Here is a 20452-nt window from a genome sequence, read left to right as displayed (position 1 = left end):
AAGCATGAAAAAATATTCGCATCTTGTATTTTGGATATTGTTATTAATGCTTATCGTTACAACGTATATATCATTAGTAACTGGTAAATTGCCTTTGAGTGTAGAGCAACTCATCACGAAAATTACAACAGGTAACGAACCAAAAGTAGATGCAGTTATCGATTTACGTATGCCTCGTATCATCATTGCAATATTTGTAGGTGCTGTTCTCAGTGTGTCTGGTGCTTTATTACAGGCGGTATTACAGAATCCACTAGCAGAAGCGAATATTATTGGTGTGACATCTGGTGCACTTGTTGCACGAGGTGTCATACTCATATTTTTACCAAGTTTATATTTCTTCTTGCCAATATTTATATTTATAGGTGGGTTAATACCATTTTTAGTTTTATTCTTATTAGTATCTAGATATCACATTACACCTATACGTCTTATTCTTGTTGGGGTAGCGATATATGCCATGCTAAACGGTGTATTAGAACTATTCTCGATGAGTCCAGTGATGCAATTGCCTACAGGATTTACTATGAAAGTATGGCAGGATGTATACATAATCGTAGCATTTACAATTGTAGGGCTGACTATTGCCTACATGTTAGCAGAAAAAGTTAATTTACTATCGTTCGATGATAAGCAGGCAAACAACATAGGATTTAATATTACAAAATATCGTCTAATCATTGGCTTGGTAGCAGTATTTCTTGCAAGTAGTGCTACTGCTATTGTTGGTCAATTAGCATTTGTAGGATTAATTGTACCGCATATCGTGAGAAGGTTAGTGGGAAGTAATTATAAAAAAGTTATACCAATTTCAATGGTGTTTGGAGCATGGATTGTATTGTTAGCAGATACATTAGGGAGATCCATAGCGCCACCATTAGAAATATCCGCTAGCATTATCACAACTGTAATAGGTGGACCTTGTTTGATTTACCTAATTTGTAAAGGAGCGTATGGCAATGCAAATAGAGAACGTTAAATTTCAGTATTCAGAGCATCAAAATCTGTTCGAAAACTTAAATATACAGTTTAAAAAACATGCCATCACAACAATTGTTGGTCCAAATGGGGCTGGTAAATCAACGCTATTACAAATATTATCCAACAACATAAAGCCTACTGAAGGATTAGTTTATCTTAATCAAAAATTACTATCATCATTTAATAAAAAAGAACTTGCGAGACATTTGGCTACTGTACATCAAAAAAGTACTGCACCAGATGATTTTACAGTAAGAGAAGTTGTTAAATGTGGCAGATACAGTTATCAATCACTTTTAAAAAAAGATTCAAGACAAGAAGAAGTAATCGATAAAGTTTTACAACAACTCGACTTAATGCACTATCAAGATACACCGATACAAGCATTATCTGGTGGGGAGTTACAACGTGTATATATTGCTATGTCACTTGCTCAAGAACCGAAATACATGTTATTAGACGAACCGACAACATATCTTGATTTATATTATCAATACCAAGTATTAGATATCGTACGTTCACTCAAAGAAACTTATAATATGACCATCATTATGGTATTGCATGATATTAATCAAGCAATAGAATATAGTGATGAAATCATATGCATTAATAAACAACAACTGATACAAGGTCCACCAGAAGAAATCGTAACGGAATCACTCATTGAATCTGTATATGGTATTAAGGCTAAGGTCATTAAAGACCCAGAGTGTGGCGTATTTATATGTAAAAGAAAGGGCAAACTAGCATATGAAAATAATCATTAGACTTATACAAATAGCTTTAATAGGTGTGATTGTTTGGTCAGGTTATACGATATACCACAATAAAGTAGAAGATAAAAAAACCGAAGAAAGATATGTCAGTTTACAACAAAAATATACTCAAGTGTCCTCGAATAAAACAGTACGTCCACAATTTAAACAACTAGATGCAGTCAATCCAGACATAATTGGTTGGATACATTTAGATGCAACAACATTAAACTATCCAATATTACAATCTAAAGATAATGAAGATTACTTAAAAAAAGATTTTGAAAATCAATATAGCAGAAAAGGTAGTATCTTTATGGATTATCGTAATTCACCAAAACATGAAAAAATGAACACAGTTATATACGGTCATCACGTTGGAGATGATACGATGTTCGATACAGTTGAAAAATATTTAGATCAATCATTTTATGATCAACACAAAACGATGCAATATGATACGAAATACGGAAAGTATCAACTAGAAGTTATCAGTGCATACGAAACAACAACTGAAGATGATTACATTCAAACAGACTTTTCATCAAGTAAACAATACGAAAAGTTCTTAGAAGAAACACTAAAAAAATCGGAAATATCAACAACAACAGAAATCAATAAAAATGATAAAATCGTAACCCTGTCTACATGTGAGGATGCATATTCACTATCATCAGGACGCATTGTGGTTGTAGCGAAATTAGTCGAAATATAAAAATACAAATATAAAGGGGTAATTATTATGTTTATGGCAGAAAATAAATTAAAACTAGACAAAGGCACAGCAGAAGAGACAATCGAAAGATTTTATATGAGACAAGGAATTGAAACAATCGAAGGATTCAAAGAAATGTTTGTTACAAAAACAAATAACTTAAAAGAATTCGACGAAGTTAAAATCTTAACACTATGGGAAGATGAACAAAATTTTAAAAACTGGCTAGTATCAGATGTTTTCAAAGAAGCACACAAAAACGTACGTCACCAGTCAGATGACGAAACAAGCCCTATATTAGAAAACTCAGTCACAACATATAAAATCGGATACCATTATTCGAACGATAAAGTAGCACAATAAAAAACAGCATGACAACAAAGTCATGCTGTTTTTGTTTGAAAAATATGATAATGTGAAAAAGAAATTAGATACCGAATAATATAGAATAACTAAAATTGCGAGGAATGAGTATGAAAGACTTTTGGGTCATATCAGGAATTGTAGGATTAAATATTATTTATGGGTTAATATTATGGATATCACTGAATGATATAACTGGAATTTTTACCTTGGTATTTTTCAGTATAGGGCTCGTTGTGCGTTACTTTTCAGATAGAGAAAAGGTGCCTTTTTATAAGCGATGTAAAGGGCTGTATATAAGCATAATGTTATTTATAGGAGTAAATCTGATTTATGTGCTAATCAAAGCATTGGGGTGGGCTAATATATACACAACTACATTGTATATCGTGTTTATATTATTGTTAGCCGTAGTGCTGTACATGAAATATGACAGAAAACAGAAAGAATTTATAAATTAAAAGAAGCGGCGAAAAGCCGCTTCTTTTGTTAGATATATCTAAATTTGTTTTTACAGTTAAGACGATAAAGCATCAATAATGTAAAACACACCAAACAGAGCAAACATGAATCCAATCATGAATGAAATAAACACTGCTGCTAGTAAAGGATTGAATAACAATACTATAGCTATTAAAATACCAAGCACATTTAAAATAATAGATAATAAATGGAACATGCCATTAGATCTTTCAGCAGGTGTAACTGTAAAGATAGCAATCACGTTATTAATCATGAACCAAACCGCGAAAATATAAATTAAAAATACAGAACTCTCAGCAGAATTGAACATCACAACAAGTCCGAAAACAATGTTAATAATACCCAAAACGAATGTCCAACCACTAGGAACTCCCATAACCTTCTTATTAGCACGTCTGAACACAATCTCTAAAATACCACTGATTAAAGAGAATAAACCAATTAACCAAGTAATCGCGTAGAAATTCTCAACAGGATAACTAAAAATAACAATACCAATGATTAAGAAAATCCCACCAATCACAAAACTCGGCCATCTAAACTTACTATTTTGATTAGCCAAACCGAACCCTCCTTTGAAAAAAGTATTGTAAGTATATTTTAACTGTAAAGAGGGCGGAGAGGAAGTAGGAAATAATGTAAATTTTTGATTATTTAAATAATTTAATAATAACAATGAAAATAATTACATTAAATGATAAGATTTACTTAAAATATCTTACAAAGAGAGACGATATAAAATGAAAAAAAGTGAATTACTTAAAACTTTAGAGATGAGTTCACAGGATTTTAATTATCTGATAGATAATGGAATCCCATCTATAGATGATAATTATCAAGAATTTGATTTAGAAAAAGTAGTGGAATTTAGAAATAATTTAAACCAAGATAAAATTAATAATTTGAAAATAGGAGAGGAATATAAAGGGGAAGATGTTGCTGATGCATTTAAATGTTCATTACAAAAAGGATTAAATAGATCACATAGAACCAACTCATTAGTTATTGTTTCAAGAAATATAAAGAGAGAGGACATATATGATAATAAATGGGAAGGAGATATATTTTATTATACAGGAGAAGGTAGAGAAGGAGATCAAGATATAGAAAAAGGGCAAAATAGAGTTTTGAAAAATTATAAGTCTAATTACGTAAATCTATATTTATTTGAATCGTTTAAAACGGGTCATTACATATATGCTGGACCTGTTGAATTAAGTGAAAAAATAGAACCTTTTTATATACTTGAAAGAGACGTTGATAAAGAAGCTAGGTCAGTTATTAAATTTCCAATTGTATTAAAGAATAAAGCTTATGCACCGCCACTAGAAACGATAGAGAATAATAAAGAGGAAAGGTCAAGGAAAAATAAAAAAGAAAACAATATAGAAGATTTGTTAAAAAAAGCTAAAGATGCTAGTGAATTAAATAAAGAAGAATCAAATAAAATAGGGAGTTCAAAACCATTTCATAGACAAGTTAGGATAAATTATTACGATAGAAGTAAAGAGATTAGAGATATCGTAAAGTATTTAGCAAATGGAAGATGCACGTTATGTGAAGAAAATGCACCTTTCAAGGTTGATAATGTGCCATTTTTGCATGTTCACCACATAGAATATTTAGCAAAAGGCGGTAGCGATACAATAGATAATTGCGTAGCGGTATGCCCAAATTGTCATGCAAAAATCCATATGCTAGAAGACCCTATTGATAAAGAAAAATTAATAGAAAGTGTCAACAAAAGGCCACAAAAATATAGAACAGAAATTTAATACAACATTGAAAAATGCTGAATAGTTCATTTACAAAATTTTTTGATTTGGAGATATAACATGAAAGAAATTCAAGTAGTTGCAGCGGTTATTCAAAATGAACATAAGGAATATCTATGCTGTCAAAGAGCAGAAAATAAATCATTGGCCGGCTATTGGGAGTTTCCAGGAGGTAAAATAGAAATAAATGAAACTGCAGAATTAGCATTAAAAAGAGAAATAAAAGAGGAATTAAATGCTAATTGCAATATAAAAAAATTCTTAGGAACTACAATGTATGAGTACGAGTTCGGTAGAGTCATTCTGAATGTGTATTTATGTAATTTAGAGGAAGGAAAATTTAATTTAATAGAGCACCAGGACAGTAAATGGTTAAATAAACAAAACTTAACTAATTTAAAACTTGCTCCCGCAGACATACCAATTTTAAATTGGTTATAGAAAGCATCATATTAAAAATTGAGAGTTTTATATTAGTCTTTAAATAATTTTATAAAGTTCGAAAATATAGCGCTTATATTCATACAACCAAAATTTTAATATTTACAAATATTATATGTTATTTTTATAAAAAATACTTGACATTGAATTTTTGAGTTATATAATATAAGTGTAAACAGTAATCTAAGAGTTATCCGGAGGCTGTTGGTATTCTGTTTACTGAAATATATTTCATTGTATGATTGTTTTGTAACATTATTTATTATTTTCCAGGTATTTTTGATGATTATTTCAAACTGAGAGGGTAAGTAAAAGGTAGTTTGAAGAGAAGGTACATTTCTATTTGGTTTCTAGAAATGTACCTTCTTTTTTGACGATTGTAATATGATATTTCTGTAGAAAAAGATGGTTATTTTTTCGATATTTGAGTATATAGATTTTATTGAAAATCCTATAAAAAAATTAAATAAATGTATTGACATCAAAAAGAGATTATATATAATATTAAGTGTAACCTCACTGAACCTCTATTTAAGGGGAATGAATAAACATTTATACACTGAATTTTGTAATTGTTTATATAATGATTGTTAAGATATCGTGATGATGATTATATAATTTATCGTTTAATTGTTGTTAATATACTTATAAATCTTTTCTGTAAGTTTTAATGATTTTTTAAATGATCGTTCAAAGTTCAGCTCTTAATTGCTTTATTAGTAAAGGTTATATTAAGTTCTCGCTTCTACTGTAAATTCTAGTCTTTACAGTAATTATGAAGCTTGTATATTTAGGCAATAAACATACAAGTTCTAAACCATACTCTTTTGACTAGGTTGCATATTTTGTTCTTCTCATTTTCTTTCCATAGTTCTTATAATTTTAATTAAATATAATATTTAAAGATTATCGTGTTCATTTCTTCTTTATAGAATTGTGTGGTTACAAAACTATATTATTGGATTTCTGAACAATTTAAAAATTCATGTCTGACTAAAACTATTTTATTTTGTCGCTTTTGAATTTGTGATGTTTTATTTTTGTATAAATGATCGATACTTTTATATTAAATTATTTTAAGTTGGTAAGTTCTTAGAAATTGATGGGACAAAAATGATTAAGATAATTATTATTAATCAATAAAAATATATTAATTTATTATGTTGTAGCATATATCATCGCGATTTTTTCGTGATGGGAGACTTAGTAGTATATGGGAAGAGGGCGTGTTTTCTGTTTGAACAGAGGACACGCTTTTTTTATTTGGAGGATGTTAATAGTGGTTAAATTATCTTTTGAAATTACAGATATTGAAGGCTTTTGTACAAATGGTAAAAAGGGGATTGTTGGGAAACGAATGTATAATGTGATTGATTGTTATGACTTAACAGTGTTGAAAGCAAATTTAAATGATCGTTTTTACGAAGACTATCTTTATCCTGAACAGTTTATTAATAATGTGTATATAAAGATTTTTAAAGGGAAGGAATTAGAATCATTAATTATTTTTAAACAATCATCGACTGCTGATAATGCTAGAGAATATAAAGTGAATCAAATTTGTTTATACCTAGATTATTTTTTTCAATCCTAATTATCTTTGTCAGGGTAATAGATTTTTGTTTCAAGCTTTTTTGTGAAAAATTAACTTCAAGTTATATATACGATACAATGAATGAAAGGAGTGATTTTATGTCATATATTACTTATGTAGAATCTAAGGATGGAACAAAATTATATACTAAGGTAAATCGTTCAGAGGAGCATGATTCAACAATTATTATTGTGCATGGTTTAGCTGAATATGCTGAACGTTATGATGAGTTTGTAGATGGATTAAATATGTTTGGTAGTAACATTGTAAGGTTTGATCATAGAGGACATGGGCATTCTGAAGGAAAAGATACTTACTATGGTTCTTATGAAGAAATTATTGAGGACGTTAAAGCTGTTGTAGACTATGTGAAAGAAAACATAGGACCTAAAATTTATTTAATTGGTCATAGTATGGGTGGATTTGCAGTAACACTGTATGGCACTAAGTATCCTGGTACCGTAGATGGATATATTACAAGTGGTGCGCTAACTAGATACCATACGAAATTATTTGAGGGTGCTGAGTCATTAGGACCAGAAGAATACTTTCCTAATGAAATAGGAGAAGGTTTGTGTAGTAAAGCATCAGTTGTTGAAGAATATAAAATTGATGCACTAATTAAAAAACATATTTCAGGAGGCTTAGTGCACAGCTTACTGGAAGGAGTAGAATACTTAAAAGAACACGCTAAAGACTTTGTTGATCCTATCATGATACTCCACGGAAAAAATGATGGAGCAGTATCACCGGAAGATTCAATTGATTTATATAGAGAAATCGGCTCAGAACATAAATCGTTGCATATCTTCCCTAAGTTCGAACATGAAATATTTCATGAATCACCGAAATTTTTCACTTTCTCACATTTAATAAGTAGTTGGATAATGGAACTTGAACCTGATGAAGATGAGTAAAATAAATGTACGAAATCCAATAAATAAAGAGGTTGAGACATAAACACATGTCTCAACCTCTTTATTTATACTTTCAACATGCTTCTGAATCCTCTTGCTCCATAGTATGATTCTGCGCCATTATGATATGTAAATACTGTATCATAGCGACGGTCACAAAATAGTGCGCCTCCCAGATTTCTAATTTTATCTGGTGTCTCAATCCAACTAGAAGATTTCTTATCAAATTCGCCTAACGTTTGAAGGTGACGGTATTGTGATTCTGTTAATAAAGATACTTTCATTTCCTTTACTAAATCAATAGCGCTTGTTTCGGGCTTATGCTTCTTTCTTGATTCTAATGCTTCTCTGTCATAACAAACACTTCTACGTCCTTTAGGGCTCTCTTTTGAACAGTCTACAAAAAGATATTTTCCATCTTCTATTCCGATAACATCAGGTTCACCTTCAGTTCGTTCCATTTCATTAAGTGACCATAATTGCTCAGAATTATTAAGTAGTCTTTCTTCTACATCTGACCAGTTAATGCCTTCGTGTCTTTCTGTAAATTTTTCAAATCTTTCTTTTAAAGTAGTAATAAGTTGTTGTTGTTCTTCTTGCGATAGTTTGTTTGATGACATAGTCATAGCTCCTTTTTGTAATAGTTTACCAGAAACGAATGTTATTTAAAGTAATATGTTATTCGTTTTCATGATTTTCTTTTAAAAACGCCAAATACTCGTCACCCCAGTCACAAATACCGTTGACAACCGCTTCTAAGTCTTTTCCTATTGAAGTTAAACTGTACTCTACTTTAGGTGGTACAACCGGGTAAACTTCTCGATGTACAATGTGATCATTTTCTAGTTCTCTAAGTTGTCGTATGAGCATTCGTTGATTAATATCAGGTAATCTTTTTTCTAATTGATTTAATCTAAGTGGTGATTCTTGAAGTAAATGCCAAATGATAGGTATCTTCCAACGTCCTCCAATTACCGATAGTGCCAGGTCTTTCGAATTATAATATTCTGTTTCTTTATAGTTAATTAAAAGCATGATATAACCCCGTTTCTTCACTAAGTGACATATTTGTCAGTATTGCATATTTTTAACCATTGTATCATGATTGTAAGTGCAAGTTAATATATATTAAGGAGATAAATAAAATATGAAATTACAATTAGCGATAGATTTATTAAATAAAGAAGAAGCAGCTAAATTAGCTCAACAAGTCGAGGAATATGTAGATGTTGTAGAAATCGGTACACCAATTGTTATTAATGAAGGGTTAGGTGCAGTTGAATTAATGAGCCAATCTGTTAAAAAAGCACAAGTATTAGCAGATTTAAAAATTATGGACGCAGCTGGTTATGAAGTAAGCCAAGCAGTCAAATATGGTGCTGATATTGTAACGATTTTAGGAGTTGCTGAAGATGCTTCTATTAAAGCTGCAATCGAAGAAGCTCATAAAAGTGGCAAAGAACTGTTAGTTGATATGATTGCTGTCCAAGATCTAGAAAAACGTGCGAAAGAACTAGACGAATTAGGCGCTGACTATATCGCTGTTCATACAGGTTACGATTTACAAGCAGAAGGTGTATCTCCATTAGAGAGTTTACGTACTGTTAAATCAGTTATTAAAAACTCTAAACTTGCGGTAGCAGGTGGTATAAAACCAGAAACGATTCAATCAGTTGTAGATGAAGGCCCAGATTTAGTTATCGTAGGTGGCGGAATTGCTAATGCTGAAGATCCTGTAGAAGCAGCTAAAACGTGTAGAAATATTGTGGATGGCAAACAAGATGTCACAATATAAACTGATTCTTAGTGAAATTGAACATACACTCAATAAAGTGGATGAGCAAAAGAATATAAAGTTTTTAGACGAAATCTTAAAAGCGAATGCAATCTTTGTTGCAGCAAAAGGACGCTCTTCATTTGTTGCGAATAGTTTTGCAATGCGTTTAAACCAATTAGGTAAACGTAGCTATGTTGTAGGAGAGACAACAACACCATCTATTCAAGAAGATGATCTCTTATTAATTGTTTCTGGATCAGGTAAAACAGCGCATTTACAAATTTTATCTGAAATAGCAAACCAAGCTAAAGCAAACATTATCTTAATATCAACTCAAAGCGAATCAAAAATCGCTGAATTATCAAACGAAGTCATTACATTACCAGCAGGTACTAAATATGACGAAAAAGGCTCTGAACAACCGTTAGGAAGTTTGTTTGAACAAAGCAGTCAAATATTTTTAGATAGTATCATTATGGAATTAATGAAAGAAATAAACGTATCCGAAACAACAATGCAAAATAATCATGCGAATTTAGAATAGGTAAAAAATCCGAGACATAACAATTGTCTCGGATTTTGTGTTATATAAGCGAGAGTAGCTTATTATTTATAAAGATAAGAAGAGAGTATGTTCCACGATTTTGTAAAGTGCTGAAGCCCGAGGGAGTAGTAGGAGTGAGAGACTACAGGCTTGAACCATGCCCTTAGGCAAGCATGTACAAACAAAATCGTAGATTATATACCAAGTTCTTTTTCTTATATTACTTCTTAATATATAAACAATATAAATAATGGTAATATAACAGAGCTTAATAGCGCTGTTAGTATCATTCCGATAGAGCTGAATGCTGCTGATTCAATGTCAGTTTCTAATATTTTAGCTGTTCCTATAGCGTGTGATGCATTTCCAAATGTAAGACCTTTTGCAATGGAAGTTTGAAAATTTGCTAGTCTAACTAAGTAATGTCCAAGCATACTGCCGATAAGTCCAGTTAACATGATGAATAATACTGTTAAAGTATCAACGCCACCAATTTGTTCTGAAACTTGGATACCAACTGCAGCTGTGATTGATCTTGGCAATAATGATGCAATCATTTCTTTAGAATAACCGAGTATTTTAAGGGTTGTAAAAACTAATACAATATTAGTTAATATACCAACAAGTACACTCGTTAATATTACTCTGAAATGTTTTACAATCATATCTCGATATAAATATAAAGGGTAGGCTAGACACACGACTGTACAGTTTAAGAAGTCATAAATCCAATGTCCGCCAACCATATAATCATCATAGTCATAGCCAAGAATGAGCAGTACGCAAATAATAGCAATTGATGATACTAGCGCTGGGTGTAACATCGCTATTTTCAACTTTTTCTGTATGAATATTGCCAGTAAGTACATGAGTAAAGTTAAGACAATCATTGATATTGTTTTAATCATCATTGAATGTTGTCACCTTCCTTTTTATGAGCGGATTTTAACATTTTTTCTGCTACATAACCTGAAGTAAGAGCAACAATACATGTACTCGCAATAATTAATATAATTAATGCTATGTATTTCGAATTGAATTGTTCAGCTAAATCCATAGCACCAACTATAGAAGGTATGAAAAAGAAAATCATCGTACCTAATAATAAATTGGCACCACTAGATATCCACTCTGTCTTGATGATTTTAAATTGTAATAATAAGAAAAAGAGAGCAAGGCCTATAATGCTTCCTGCAACCGGTATGTGGAATGTTTCTTGAATCCAATTTCCACATAAGGTAATCAAATATATTAAGCATAATTGAAGTATTACTTTAATGGACTTTAAAAGCATGTTTATTCATATCCTTATAAAAAGTATTTAATATTGTACTTTGTGTTTGTCATATATCATTCAATTATAGAATGCATTGGTTATTTTTAAAATGGTATTTTTATAAATTAAGTCTATCTTATTATTTTAAAAAAATAAGAAATAGTGTTTCAATAGAATAAACTAATAGAAAAAAATGGAGTGAGAGAAATGCCAAAATTAATATTATGTCGACATGGACAAAGTGATTGGAATAAGAAAAACTTGTTTACTGGTTGGGCTGACGTAGGACTATCTGAGCAAGGATTTAACGAAGCGAAATTGTCAGGGGAAAAATTATTAAAACAAGAAATAGAAATAGATGTTGTCTATACTTCATTGTTAACAAGAGCGATTGAAACAACTTATTTATTGTTGAAACACTCTCATCAATTATGGATTCCCGTTTATAAAACTTGGCGTTTAAATGAACGTCACTATGGTGGCTTGCAAGGTAAAAATAAAGACGAAGCAAGAGAAGAATTTGGTGAAGAACAAGTACATATATGGAGACGTTCTTATGATACAAAACCACCTGAAGCAGATAAAGCGTTGCAAGAAGAATATTTAAACGATAGAAGGTATGCAATGTTAGATCGTAGAGTAATGCCACTATCAGAAAGTTTAAAAGACACTTTAGATAGAGTGATTCCGTTCTGGATTGACCACGTCTCAACGAGTCTCGTTAATGGTCATACGACACTTGTTTCAGCCCATGGTAATTCACTGCGTGCATTGATTAAATATTTAGAAGATATACCTGATGATGAAATATCAGAGTTAGAAATTAAAACTGGCGCGCCACTTATCTATGAATTAGATGATGAATTGAAAGTCATTGATAAATACTATTTATAGAGATAAAAGGGAAATAAAAGTTTAATTTAACAAAAAGCTTTACTTTTCATAATATGTAGCGTATAGTAATAGACAAGTGATATTTCGAGATTAAATTAATTGGTAGTTTTATTCATTGTTAATGAAAGTCCATTTAAGTTTGAAGATTGATTATTGCAAATATATTGTGCATAAGCACTAGGAGGACTTTTATATGAATAAAGGTACAGTAAAATGGTTTAACGCAGAAAAAGGTTACGGATTTATCGAAGGAGAAAACGGAAGCGACGTTTTCGTACATTTCTCTTCAATCCAAACTGAAGGATACAAATCATTAGACGAAGGTGCATCAGTTACTTTCGATATCGAAGAAGGTCAACGTGGACCTCAAGCAGTTAACGTTAACAAAAACTAATATTTCTGTTAATGATCTGTTTGGGACGTTATCGTTCTAAATATAAAGCATGAAATCATCAATTATGATGGTTTCATGCTTTTTTGTTTTTATAAGAAAGTTAATCACCCTTTATAATGGTAATATTACATATTTAATGATTTAATAAAGTTAACGACATAAAGGGGGTAATATCATGACAGAATTACAACATTTAACTTTTGGTAAAGAAGATGCAAATATTACAGTAGAAGCTTTTATTAACTTTGCGTGTCCATATTGTAAACATTACTTTTTTGCTGCAGATGAAGTGTTAACACCTTATATAGAAAATGGAGACGTAAAATATATTGTTAAACATTTTGATAAGACGAAGCAACATCTTTTAAAAGGAACGGTAGCGAACATCCATTTAGATTATGATGACCCTGATGAAGCGATAAAATATATACGTGATTTATATGAAACACAAGAAGAATGGACAGTAAGCTTTGAAACGATTGAAAGAAAAATGGAAGATGAATTAAGGTTAGCGCCACAAAAACATGCAGATGATAGATCATTAGCCATTAATAGAGAAACGTTTGAAAGAGATATAATGGGTATACCGACAGTATTTATTAATGGAGAAAGATTTGATTTTGATCCTGTAGAAGATAATCAAGAAACAATTCAAGAAAAATTAGAAAAAGCCTTATTAAATTAAACAAATTCTATAACTTTATATCTTAATTTACGATTGAATTTTTTATATTATTACACTTATTAACAAGGTGAAAAAGATAATTTATTTTAATGATGTATATTGGTTTTTAAATCGTGCTAAATAGGGTAGAATCAATAATGTAAGCCCTTTACTTGAATATAAAAACTTTGCAATAGTACAATAGTAATAAGAGGTATTTATTACCTTATAAAGGGTTGATTATATTTAGGAGGTATGAAGGATGGTAGTAGAATTTCGTAACGAACCTGCAACTGATTTTACAAATCAAGAGAATCAACAGGCATTTAAAGATGCATTAATTCAAGTTCAAGCTGAATTTGGAACAGAAATTCCTCTCGTAATAAACGGAGAGAAAATTTTCACTGATGATAAGTACGATTCTGTAAATCCAGCTGATCATCAACAAGTGTTAGGTCGTGTTTCAAAAGCTTCTAAAGAGCAAGTTGATCAAGCGATGGAAGCGGCTAAAGAAGCATATAAGACTTGGAGAAAATGGACGCCTCATGAAAGAGCAGAATTATTGCTTCGTGTCTCTGCCATTATTCGTAGAAGAAAACATGAATTTTCTGCACTGATGGTTTACGAAGCGGGTAAACCATGGAATGAAGCAGATGGTGATACAAATGAAGGCATTGATTTTACTGAATACTATGCACGTTCAATGATGGAACTTGCTCACGGTAAACCGGTATTTGATAGAGAAGGTGAGCATAATCAGTATATCTATAAACCAATGGGACCAGGCGTTACAATACCACCTTGGAACTTCCCATTCGCTATAATGACAGGTACAACTGTTGCACCTATAATTGCAGGTAATACAGTGTTGCTTAAACCAGCTGAGGACACACCATTAATTGCTTATAAATTAATTGAAGTGTTAGAAGAAGCAGGCTTACCTAAAGGTGTAGTTAACTTTGTACCTGGTGATCCGAAAGAAATCGGGGACCATTTAGTAGATCATAAAGACACTCATTTCGTAACGTTCACAGGCTCAAGAGCGACTGGTACGAGAATCTTCGAAAGAGCTGCTAAAATACAAGAAGGACAAAACTTCTTAAAACGTGTTATCGCTGAAATGGGCGGTAAAGATGCTATTCTTGTAGATAATAATGTAGATACAGATTTAGCTGCACAATCTATAGTAGACTCAGCGTTCGGCTTTTCTGGACAAAAATGTTCAGCATGTTCTCGTGCAATTGTGCATAAAGAAGTTTATGATGAAGTTCTAGAAAAAGCTGTTAACCTTACTAAAGAATTATCAATTGGTAATACTGATAAAGGTTCAGATGTTTATATGGGACCAGTTATCAACCAAAAACAATTCGATAAAATTAAAAATTATATCGAAATCGGTAGTAAAGAAGGTAAGCTTGAAGTAGGTGGTAAAACTGATGACAGTAAAGGTTACTTCGTAAACCCTACAATCTTCTCAGGCTTAAAATCTAGCAATCAAATTATGCAAGAAGAAATCTTTGGTCCAGTCGTAGGCTTCACTAAATGTGAAAACTTTGATGAAATGATAGAAGTAGCTAATGATACAGATTATGGTCTAACAGGCGCAGTTATTACAAATAATCGTGAACATTGGAGACAAGCTTGTGAAGACTTTGATGTAGGTAACTTATACTTGAATAGAGGTTGTACTGCAGCAGTAGTAGGATACCACCCATTCGGTGGATTCAAAATGTCAGGAACTGATGCTAAGACAGGTAGCCCAGACTACATGTTAAACTTCTTAGAGCAAAAAATTCTTTCAGAACAATTTTAATATAATAAAGTAAGTGGATTATAAATATCCAATGTAACTTTAAAACCCCCGCTCGTTATGATTAATTTAACGAGTGGGGGTTTTTATTAATGAAAACTGATACGTTCTGATGCATATAAAGCGATTCGTATATCTAAAGATCTTACGGGATCTTCAACCGGGTAACCAATGATTTCTTCACATTTTTTAATTCTATATTTCACAGTGTTTCTATGAATAAAAATTTCATCTGCTGTTTTAGTGATATCGCATTGATTATCCATATAAACTTTTAATGTATATTTTAATTCTTTATCTTTCGTCTTTTTAGGATATGCCAACGGACCTAAAGTATAAGTAATGAAAGGTTTTAATTTACTTTCAGGAATAAGTTGTAATAGTTCTTGGACACTTTTTGATTTATAAACTTTTAAGAAAGCTTTTTCACCTTTTTCAGCTTCATCTTCGTATGCCTCATTAGCTTCAAAAAATGAAGAAGGCAGTTGTGAAAACTCTGATACTGCGTTACCTACACCTATAGAGATATTTCCGCGGAAATACTTTGTGTATTCATTTTGTATGAATTTACAATAATCCAAGTAATATTGATGTTTTGTTTGTAGTAATACTGCAAATCTATAGTTACTTGGTAATGTAAATACAGAAATAGTGTTGTCGATATCATGCAACATATTTGATAACCATTCAGATGTCATTTGATATCGTTCATTAAGATAAACACTATTTTCTACGCCATCTTCACTATCAATTGCACAAATTAAAATTTGATAGAAATCAGATAAATGGATGTTATAACGTTTGAATAAATCTGGATGCTGTTTAATAGATAATGTATTTTCAGTCATAAGCGATTCAAAAAATCTATTTACATCTTGTTGTTCGGTAGCTTTAATACGACTGTTTTTATATATAGCAAAGCTTATCGTTGTAACAGCTTGTTCTATTGTTAATAAACTAAATGGATAGCTTAAAGTATCAACGTTTGAAACCATTAAATAATATGGAAAGTAATTAAAAGCTGGTACCTCAAATATGACATGCTTTTCATTAAAAGAAGATTTAGTATTTTGTTTGATGTCTTGAGTCGACTTATAAAGCTTAAAATACTTTAAGTTTTCATTTAGTAATTGCCTGTTATGAGTATAGTGATGACTAACCGCTTCAACATCATCAAAAGGATTAATTAACATGATTGGTACCTTTAGTAACTTGCTGAATCTTTCGACCATTAAGTTAGCATCGTACCCTTTTATTAACATATGATTTAATTCTTGTTGTATATTTAAAGCATAGTTCATTTTTTCCGATTCATCATCTGAAATATATGATGAAATATGATGTGTAATATCTCCTAAATTCCACGCTTCTGGAATCTCAATCAGAGGGAATTCTATGGAATTTGCATAATCTATAACTTTTTGATCTATAGATTTTAAGAAACGTGACACTTTAATTCCAAGACCAGCTGTTTGAATTTCATTTAAATCACTGATGAGTTGAATTAATCCATCTTGGTCTTCTTGATAATTCATAGCAGTTGTCAGTATTAACATATATGGTGAAGTGAAGTGTTTAATATCTTGGGCTTCCGTGATATCTAACCCCTCAACTTTTCTATCTATATCCCCATTTTCATTAATTAATTTTAAGTTTGAAAATCTAGGAACTTCCAATATTTCTCTTAATGTTGGCATTAATCTAACTCCTTTTTTGTTCATTTTTAATAAAATCTATAAAAAATATGTCAATACGCACAATGAAAACGTTTTATGTTAATAGTAACATTACTTCTGAAGGTTATACGAATAATCTTCTTTAAAATAGTTAAAGGAGAATCTACTATGATTGAACAGAGCAGGGGAACCCAGCTAGATTCTAAAGTTTTCGAGCAACGTGGTTATAATAAAGATATCATGCCGAAGAATTCTGAACAAAGAAATTCAACTGCATTTAACTTCTTCACGTTGTGGATGGGTGCGGTTCACAATATACCAAATTATACAGCGGTTGGTGGATTTTTACTACTTGGTCTTTCGCCATTACAAGTAATGATTGCATTAGTTTTAAGTTCATTCTTTATTGCAACTTTACTCGTAGCGAATGGTTACGCTGGCTCTAAATTTGGAATACCTTTTGCAATGCATTTAAGACATACTTACGGGGACATCGGTGCTAAACTACCAGGTATTTTACGTGGTGTTATAGCCGGAATTGCATGGTTTGGACTGCAAACTTATGCTGGTTCACAAGCTTTGTTAATTTTAATTAATAAAGTAATACCAGGATTTAGCGAGATTGGCGGAGGAGGCACTTTCCTCGGCATAACATTACCAGGTTTCATTGCGTTTATTATCTTCTGGGTAATTAATTTTGCAATTGGTTTTGGTGGTGGAGATACACTAAATAAATTCACTGCAATACTTAATCCCCTTATTTATATTGTATTTGGTGGTATGACGATTTGGGGCATTTATACTGCCGGCGGATTCGGTAATATTGTTAATTATGAATTATCGTCAAACAGTGGATTATTATATCCTTCATTGTTGGCATTCTTCCTCATATTTAACTCATTACTTGGCGTTTGGGCTGGACCCGGATCAAGTGTGGCAGACTTTACACAAAATGCTAAATCTACAAAATCACAAATTATCGGACAAACAGCAGGTATTTTTGTAGCTCAAACATTATTTGCTGTAGCGAGTGTTTCGATTATCATAGGTGGTTCAATTTATATTGGACATCAAGAATGGAACATTTTAACGATTATCAATCAATGGGATAACTTCTGGGCTGTGTTAGTTGCATTAGGCGTATTATTATTAACAACGATTTCAACTAATGCTACAAGTAACATTATTCCAGCAGCTTATCAATTAAGTGCGTTATTCCCGAAATTTGTTAATTATAAAACAGGTGTTATCATAGCTTGTGTGGTCAGCGTATTGATTATGCCATGGAAAATGATGGAGAACGAAGATAGCATATTTGTATTCTTAAATATGATTGGTGCTATTCTAGGACCTGTTACAGGCGTTATGATTATACACTTTTTCATTGTTTCAAAATGTAAAATCAATATTGATGAGTTGTACTTTGATGTAAAAGCTAAACAAAAAGCAATACCTAAAGTTAACCTACCAGCATATGTTGCTACAATAGTGGGTGTTATCATTTGTTTACTAGGATTCTTACCAGGATTTAGCGTTATATCTGACTTTTCTTGGTTTATTGGATTCTTAACATCTGGTCTACTATATTGGTTATTAAAATCTGTAAGAAGAACAGAAAGGGATGCATAGTTATGAAATTTGATTCTATTATAAAAAATGGTTTAGTCATTTTAGAAGATGGCGAACAAGAAGTAGAAGTAGGTATTAAAGACGGTAAAATAGCAGCTATTGGAAAAGAGTTAGGCGAAGCTGATAATGTTGTAGATGCTAAAGGTTTGATTGTATCTCCAGGTATGGTTGATGCACACGTTCATATTACTGAACCAGGTGGCGGATACCGTGATAGTTGGGAAGGCTATGAAACTGGTACAAGAGCTTCTGCTAAAGGTGGCGTAACTTCATTTATTGAAATGCCATTGAACCAAGTTCCAGCAACTGTTGATCATAAATCTATTCAAGAAAAATTTGATGCAGGTAACGGTAAACTATCTGTCGATGTTGCAAGCTACGGCGGTTTAGTACCTTACAATTTAAATGGCGGCATTCAAGAATTATCTGATAACGGCGTTGTTGCTTACAAATGTTTCTTAGCTACATGTGGAGATCGTTCAATTGAAGGAGACTTCATGAATGTAGATGACTATTCATTATATGAAGGTATGAAACAAATTGCTAAAACAGGTAAAATACTATCAGTACATGCTGAAAACGCGACAATCACTGATCGTTTAGGCGAAATCGCTAAAGAAAATGGCGAAACTACTTTAAGTGCATATGTTGATTCAAGACCAGTATTTACAGAAGTTGAACCAATTCGTAAAATTATTCTTTTCGCAAAAGAAACAGGATGTCGTGTACACATCGTACATGTAGCTTGTAAAGAAGGCGTAGAAGAAATTGTTAAAGCACAACAAGAAGGTGTAGATATCACATGTGAAACATGTACGCACTATCTATACTTCTATAAAGAAGAGTTAGATTCAATCGGACCAGTTGTGAAATGTTCACCACCAATCCGCGAACAATCTAGATTAGAAGGTATGTGGGAACATGTATTTGAAGGCAATATCTCATTCGTAACTTCAGACCACTCACCATGTACACCAGACTTGAAAGATACTGACAATGCTTTTGAAGCATGGGGCGGTATTGCAGGCGTACAAAATAACGTTGATGTGTTATTTGACGAAGGTGTACAAAAACGTAACATGTCGTTGAAACAATTTGCTGATATCATTGCGACAAACCCAGCAAAACGTTTTGGACTTGATGCAAAAGGTAGTATTTCAGTAGGTAAAGATGCTGACTTTGTATTTATCAAAAAAGACTCACCTTACACATTACAAACTGAAGATTTAGCTTACCGTAATAAAATTAGTCCATATGTAGGTAGAACTATCGGTGCGCAAGTAGTTAAAACAATTCTACGTGGTACTGAAATCTATGACATAGAAAAAGGTATTTCTGACGAAAATATCGGTCAATTCATTTAATTATAAAACGTTGATAAACCTATAAACTCATTATAAATTTCCTAATATATACAAAAAGAGTTTGAGACCTAAACCTCATGCTCAAAAAATCTCCTAATTCGTTTAATATACGAGTTAGGAGATTTTTAATCTCTGGAACATCGTGGGCATAGATTATATTTTGTATTGGCAGTAGCTGGCAGAGTGAGACTACGAAATCTATTTAAACATGAGATTTCTGTCCAACTCCCATGTTTGATAAAAAGCGGCAATAAGACCATCGTTATTGATACGTTTGATAAGAATTGACAATAAGGCTACTGTTATTGACACGTTTGATAAGAAGTGACAACAAGACCATCCAAGCATCAACAATCTGCAAAAAAGCCACGCTGTTCATCGTCTAACAGCGTGGCTTTAT

The 20452-nt window shown here is 31.8% G+C and carries 22 protein-coding genes; 16 read left to right on the top strand and 6 right to left on the bottom strand.

The features are described from left to right. Positions 1–4 precede the first annotated feature (4 nt). From ACO6VN_RS09780 to ACO6VN_RS09765, 4 genes are read left to right on the top strand one after another with little or no spacing between them, the layout of a single operon-like run. Positions 5–979, top strand: a complete 975-nt coding sequence (locus ACO6VN_RS09780) for a FecCD family ABC transporter permease (RefSeq protein ID WP_422404589.1) — start codon at positions 5–7, stop codon at positions 977–979. Continuing rightward, complete coding sequence (locus tag ACO6VN_RS09775) at positions 960–1748, top strand: ABC transporter ATP-binding protein (RefSeq protein ID WP_282861983.1); 789 nt, start codon at positions 960–962, stop codon at positions 1746–1748. The genes ACO6VN_RS09780 and ACO6VN_RS09775 overlap by 20 nt, the downstream gene beginning before the upstream one ends. Further along, positions 1732–2451 (top strand): class B sortase, encoded by a 720-nt coding sequence (gene srtB, locus ACO6VN_RS09770; RefSeq protein ID WP_064211624.1) that lies wholly within the window; start codon positions 1732–1734, stop codon positions 2449–2451. Before ACO6VN_RS09775 ends, srtB begins: the two co-directional genes overlap by 17 nt. 27 nt (positions 2452–2478) lie before the next feature. After that, positions 2479–2814: an antibiotic biosynthesis monooxygenase gene (locus tag ACO6VN_RS09765; protein WP_135021682.1), complete on the top strand. Its 336-nt coding sequence runs from the start codon at positions 2479–2481 to the stop codon at positions 2812–2814. A gap of 517 nt (positions 2815–3331) precedes the next feature. On the opposite strand, the gene ACO6VN_RS09760 is transcribed toward ACO6VN_RS09765, so the two are convergent. Then, a complete protein-coding gene (locus ACO6VN_RS09760) occupies positions 3332–3859 on the bottom strand; it encodes an HdeD family acid-resistance protein (RefSeq protein WP_210619066.1) in 528 nt (175 codons plus the stop codon). Between the two features lie 178 nt (positions 3860–4037). Between ACO6VN_RS09760 and ACO6VN_RS09755 the strand changes: the two genes are divergently transcribed. The 4 genes from ACO6VN_RS09755 (at position 4038) to ACO6VN_RS09740 (ending at position 8024) form a co-directional block, all read left to right on the top strand. Beyond that, positions 4038–5072: an HNH endonuclease gene (locus tag ACO6VN_RS09755; RefSeq protein WP_422404588.1), complete on the top strand. Its 1035-nt coding sequence runs from the start codon at positions 4038–4040 to the stop codon at positions 5070–5072. A 60-nt stretch (positions 5073–5132) separates the two neighbouring features. Beyond that, positions 5133–5513, top strand: a complete 381-nt coding sequence (locus ACO6VN_RS09750; protein ID WP_103269026.1) for a (deoxy)nucleoside triphosphate pyrophosphohydrolase — start codon at positions 5133–5135, stop codon at positions 5511–5513. 1279 nt (positions 5514–6792) lie between these two features. Continuing rightward, entirely contained in the window at positions 6793–7107 is a 315-nt protein-coding gene (locus ACO6VN_RS09745; RefSeq protein WP_282861971.1) for a hypothetical protein, read from the top strand. Positions 7108–7205: 98 nt separating this feature from the next. Next, positions 7206–8024 (top strand): alpha/beta hydrolase, encoded by an 819-nt coding sequence (locus ACO6VN_RS09740; protein ID WP_422404587.1) that lies wholly within the window; start codon positions 7206–7208, stop codon positions 8022–8024. Between the two features lie 65 nt (positions 8025–8089). Here the strand turns inward: ACO6VN_RS09740 and ACO6VN_RS09735 are convergent, their stop codons facing one another. Then, positions 8090–8644 (bottom strand): DUF4256 domain-containing protein, encoded by a 555-nt coding sequence (locus ACO6VN_RS09735; RefSeq protein WP_422404586.1) that lies wholly within the window; start codon positions 8642–8644, stop codon positions 8090–8092. Between the two features lie 58 nt (positions 8645–8702). Continuing rightward, positions 8703–9059 carry a winged helix-turn-helix transcriptional regulator gene (locus ACO6VN_RS09730; RefSeq protein WP_064211761.1) on the bottom strand — a complete coding sequence of 119 codons (357 nt, stop codon included), beginning with the start codon at positions 9057–9059 and terminating at the stop codon, positions 8703–8705. A gap of 112 nt (positions 9060–9171) precedes the next feature. Between ACO6VN_RS09730 and hxlA the strand changes: the two genes are divergently transcribed. Then, a complete protein-coding gene (hxlA, locus tag ACO6VN_RS09725; RefSeq protein WP_016998989.1) occupies positions 9172–9819 on the top strand; it encodes a 3-hexulose-6-phosphate synthase in 648 nt (215 codons plus the stop codon). Next, on the top strand, positions 9806–10345 hold the full coding sequence (gene hxlB / locus ACO6VN_RS09720) for a 6-phospho-3-hexuloisomerase (protein WP_422404585.1): 540 nt from the start codon (positions 9806–9808) through the stop codon (positions 10343–10345). The genes hxlA and hxlB overlap by 14 nt, the downstream gene beginning before the upstream one ends. A gap of 227 nt (positions 10346–10572) precedes the next feature. On the opposite strand, the gene ACO6VN_RS09715 is transcribed toward hxlB, so the two are convergent. Together ACO6VN_RS09715 and ACO6VN_RS09710 are read right to left on the bottom strand one after the other, a co-directional pair. Continuing rightward, entirely contained in the window at positions 10573–11256 is a 684-nt protein-coding gene (locus ACO6VN_RS09715) for an LrgB family protein (RefSeq protein WP_194200519.1), read from the bottom strand. After that, positions 11253–11639, bottom strand: a complete 387-nt coding sequence (locus ACO6VN_RS09710) for a CidA/LrgA family protein (RefSeq protein ID WP_194200520.1) — start codon at positions 11637–11639, stop codon at positions 11253–11255. Before ACO6VN_RS09710 ends, ACO6VN_RS09715 begins: the two co-directional genes overlap by 4 nt. Positions 11640–11828: 189 nt before the next feature. Here ACO6VN_RS09710 and ACO6VN_RS09705 point away from each other — a divergent pair, with 189 nt between their 5' ends. The 4 genes from ACO6VN_RS09705 (at position 11829) to pruA (ending at position 15386) form a co-directional block, all read left to right on the top strand. Beyond that, the gene (locus ACO6VN_RS09705) at positions 11829–12515 is read left to right on the top strand and encodes a 2,3-diphosphoglycerate-dependent phosphoglycerate mutase (RefSeq protein ID WP_194200521.1); all 687 of its coding nucleotides are present in this window, start codon (positions 11829–11831) and stop codon (positions 12513–12515) included. Positions 12516–12708: 193 nt separating this feature from the next. Further along, positions 12709–12909, top strand: coding sequence for a cold-shock protein (locus ACO6VN_RS09700; protein ID WP_016998994.1), 201 nt, complete (start codon positions 12709–12711; stop codon positions 12907–12909). 175 nt (positions 12910–13084) lie between these two features. Then, complete coding sequence (locus ACO6VN_RS09695) at positions 13085–13594, top strand: thioredoxin domain-containing protein (RefSeq protein ID WP_422404584.1); 510 nt, start codon at positions 13085–13087, stop codon at positions 13592–13594. 241 nt (positions 13595–13835) lie between these two features. Further along, a complete protein-coding gene (pruA, locus tag ACO6VN_RS09690; protein ID WP_422404583.1) occupies positions 13836–15386 on the top strand; it encodes an L-glutamate gamma-semialdehyde dehydrogenase in 1551 nt (516 codons plus the stop codon). Between the two features lie 86 nt (positions 15387–15472). On the opposite strand, the gene ACO6VN_RS09685 is transcribed toward pruA, so the two are convergent. Then, a complete protein-coding gene (locus ACO6VN_RS09685; RefSeq protein WP_070045061.1) occupies positions 15473–17080 on the bottom strand; it encodes a PucR family transcriptional regulator in 1608 nt (535 codons plus the stop codon). A gap of 147 nt (positions 17081–17227) precedes the next feature. On the opposite strand from ACO6VN_RS09685, the gene allW reads away from it, so the two are divergent. Together allW and allB are read left to right on the top strand one after the other, a co-directional pair. Next, a complete protein-coding gene (allW, locus tag ACO6VN_RS09680) occupies positions 17228–18688 on the top strand; it encodes an allantoin permease (protein WP_147641129.1) in 1461 nt (486 codons plus the stop codon). A 2-nt stretch (positions 18689–18690) separates the two neighbouring features. Beyond that, on the top strand, positions 18691–20052 hold the full coding sequence (allB, locus tag ACO6VN_RS09675; RefSeq protein WP_070045063.1) for an allantoinase AllB: 1362 nt from the start codon (positions 18691–18693) through the stop codon (positions 20050–20052). The last annotated feature ends 400 nt before the right edge of the window (positions 20053–20452 follow it).

Source organism: Mammaliicoccus sp. JADD-157, from assembly GCF_049310805.1.
Taxonomy (GTDB): Bacteria; Bacillota; Bacilli; order Staphylococcales; family Staphylococcaceae; genus Mammaliicoccus; species Mammaliicoccus lentus.
The sequence above is the reverse complement of the archived record's forward strand: the minus strand, read 5'-3'. Positions and strand labels throughout refer to the sequence as shown.

Excerpts from the sequence above, each read along its gene's own strand:
- ACO6VN_RS09780 (WP_422404589.1), top strand. The coding sequence starts at position 5 with ATGAAAAAATATTCGCATCTTGTATTTTGGATATTGTTATTAATGCTT.
- ACO6VN_RS09775 (WP_282861983.1), top strand. The coding sequence starts at position 960 with ATGCAAATAGAGAACGTTAAATTTCAGTATTCAGAGCATCAAAATCTG.
- hxlA (WP_016998989.1), top strand. The coding sequence starts at position 9,172 with ATGAAATTACAATTAGCGATAGATTTATTAAATAAAGAAGAAGCAGCT.
- ACO6VN_RS09740 (WP_422404587.1), top strand. The coding sequence starts at position 7,206 with ATGTCATATATTACTTATGTAGAATCTAAGGATGGAACAAAATTATAT.
- ACO6VN_RS09765 (WP_135021682.1), top strand. The coding sequence starts at position 2,479 with ATGTTTATGGCAGAAAATAAATTAAAACTAGACAAAGGCACAGCAGAA.
- ACO6VN_RS09730 (WP_064211761.1), bottom strand. The coding sequence starts at position 9,059 with ATGCTTTTAATTAACTATAAAGAAACAGAATATTATAATTCGAAAGAC.
- srtB (WP_064211624.1), top strand. The coding sequence starts at position 1,732 with ATGAAAATAATCATTAGACTTATACAAATAGCTTTAATAGGTGTGATT.
- ACO6VN_RS09685 (WP_070045061.1), bottom strand. The coding sequence starts at position 17,080 with ATGCCAACATTAAGAGAAATATTGGAAGTTCCTAGATTTTCAAACTTA.
- ACO6VN_RS09715 (WP_194200519.1), bottom strand. The coding sequence starts at position 11,256 with ATGATGATTAAAACAATATCAATGATTGTCTTAACTTTACTCATGTAC.
- ACO6VN_RS09700 (WP_016998994.1), top strand. The coding sequence starts at position 12,709 with ATGAATAAAGGTACAGTAAAATGGTTTAACGCAGAAAAAGGTTACGGA.
- ACO6VN_RS09755 (WP_422404588.1), top strand. The coding sequence starts at position 4,038 with ATGAAAAAAAGTGAATTACTTAAAACTTTAGAGATGAGTTCACAGGAT.
- ACO6VN_RS09750 (WP_103269026.1), top strand. The coding sequence starts at position 5,133 with ATGAAAGAAATTCAAGTAGTTGCAGCGGTTATTCAAAATGAACATAAG.
- ACO6VN_RS09695 (WP_422404584.1), top strand. The coding sequence starts at position 13,085 with ATGACAGAATTACAACATTTAACTTTTGGTAAAGAAGATGCAAATATT.
- ACO6VN_RS09705 (WP_194200521.1), top strand. The coding sequence starts at position 11,829 with ATGCCAAAATTAATATTATGTCGACATGGACAAAGTGATTGGAATAAG.
- ACO6VN_RS09735 (WP_422404586.1), bottom strand. The coding sequence starts at position 8,644 with ATGTCATCAAACAAACTATCGCAAGAAGAACAACAACAACTTATTACT.
- pruA (WP_422404583.1), top strand. The coding sequence starts at position 13,836 with ATGGTAGTAGAATTTCGTAACGAACCTGCAACTGATTTTACAAATCAA.
- hxlB (WP_422404585.1), top strand. The coding sequence starts at position 9,806 with ATGTCACAATATAAACTGATTCTTAGTGAAATTGAACATACACTCAAT.
- allW (WP_147641129.1), top strand. The coding sequence starts at position 17,228 with ATGATTGAACAGAGCAGGGGAACCCAGCTAGATTCTAAAGTTTTCGAG.
- allB (WP_070045063.1), top strand. The coding sequence starts at position 18,691 with ATGAAATTTGATTCTATTATAAAAAATGGTTTAGTCATTTTAGAAGAT.
- ACO6VN_RS09710 (WP_194200520.1), bottom strand. The coding sequence starts at position 11,639 with ATGCTTTTAAAGTCCATTAAAGTAATACTTCAATTATGCTTAATATAT.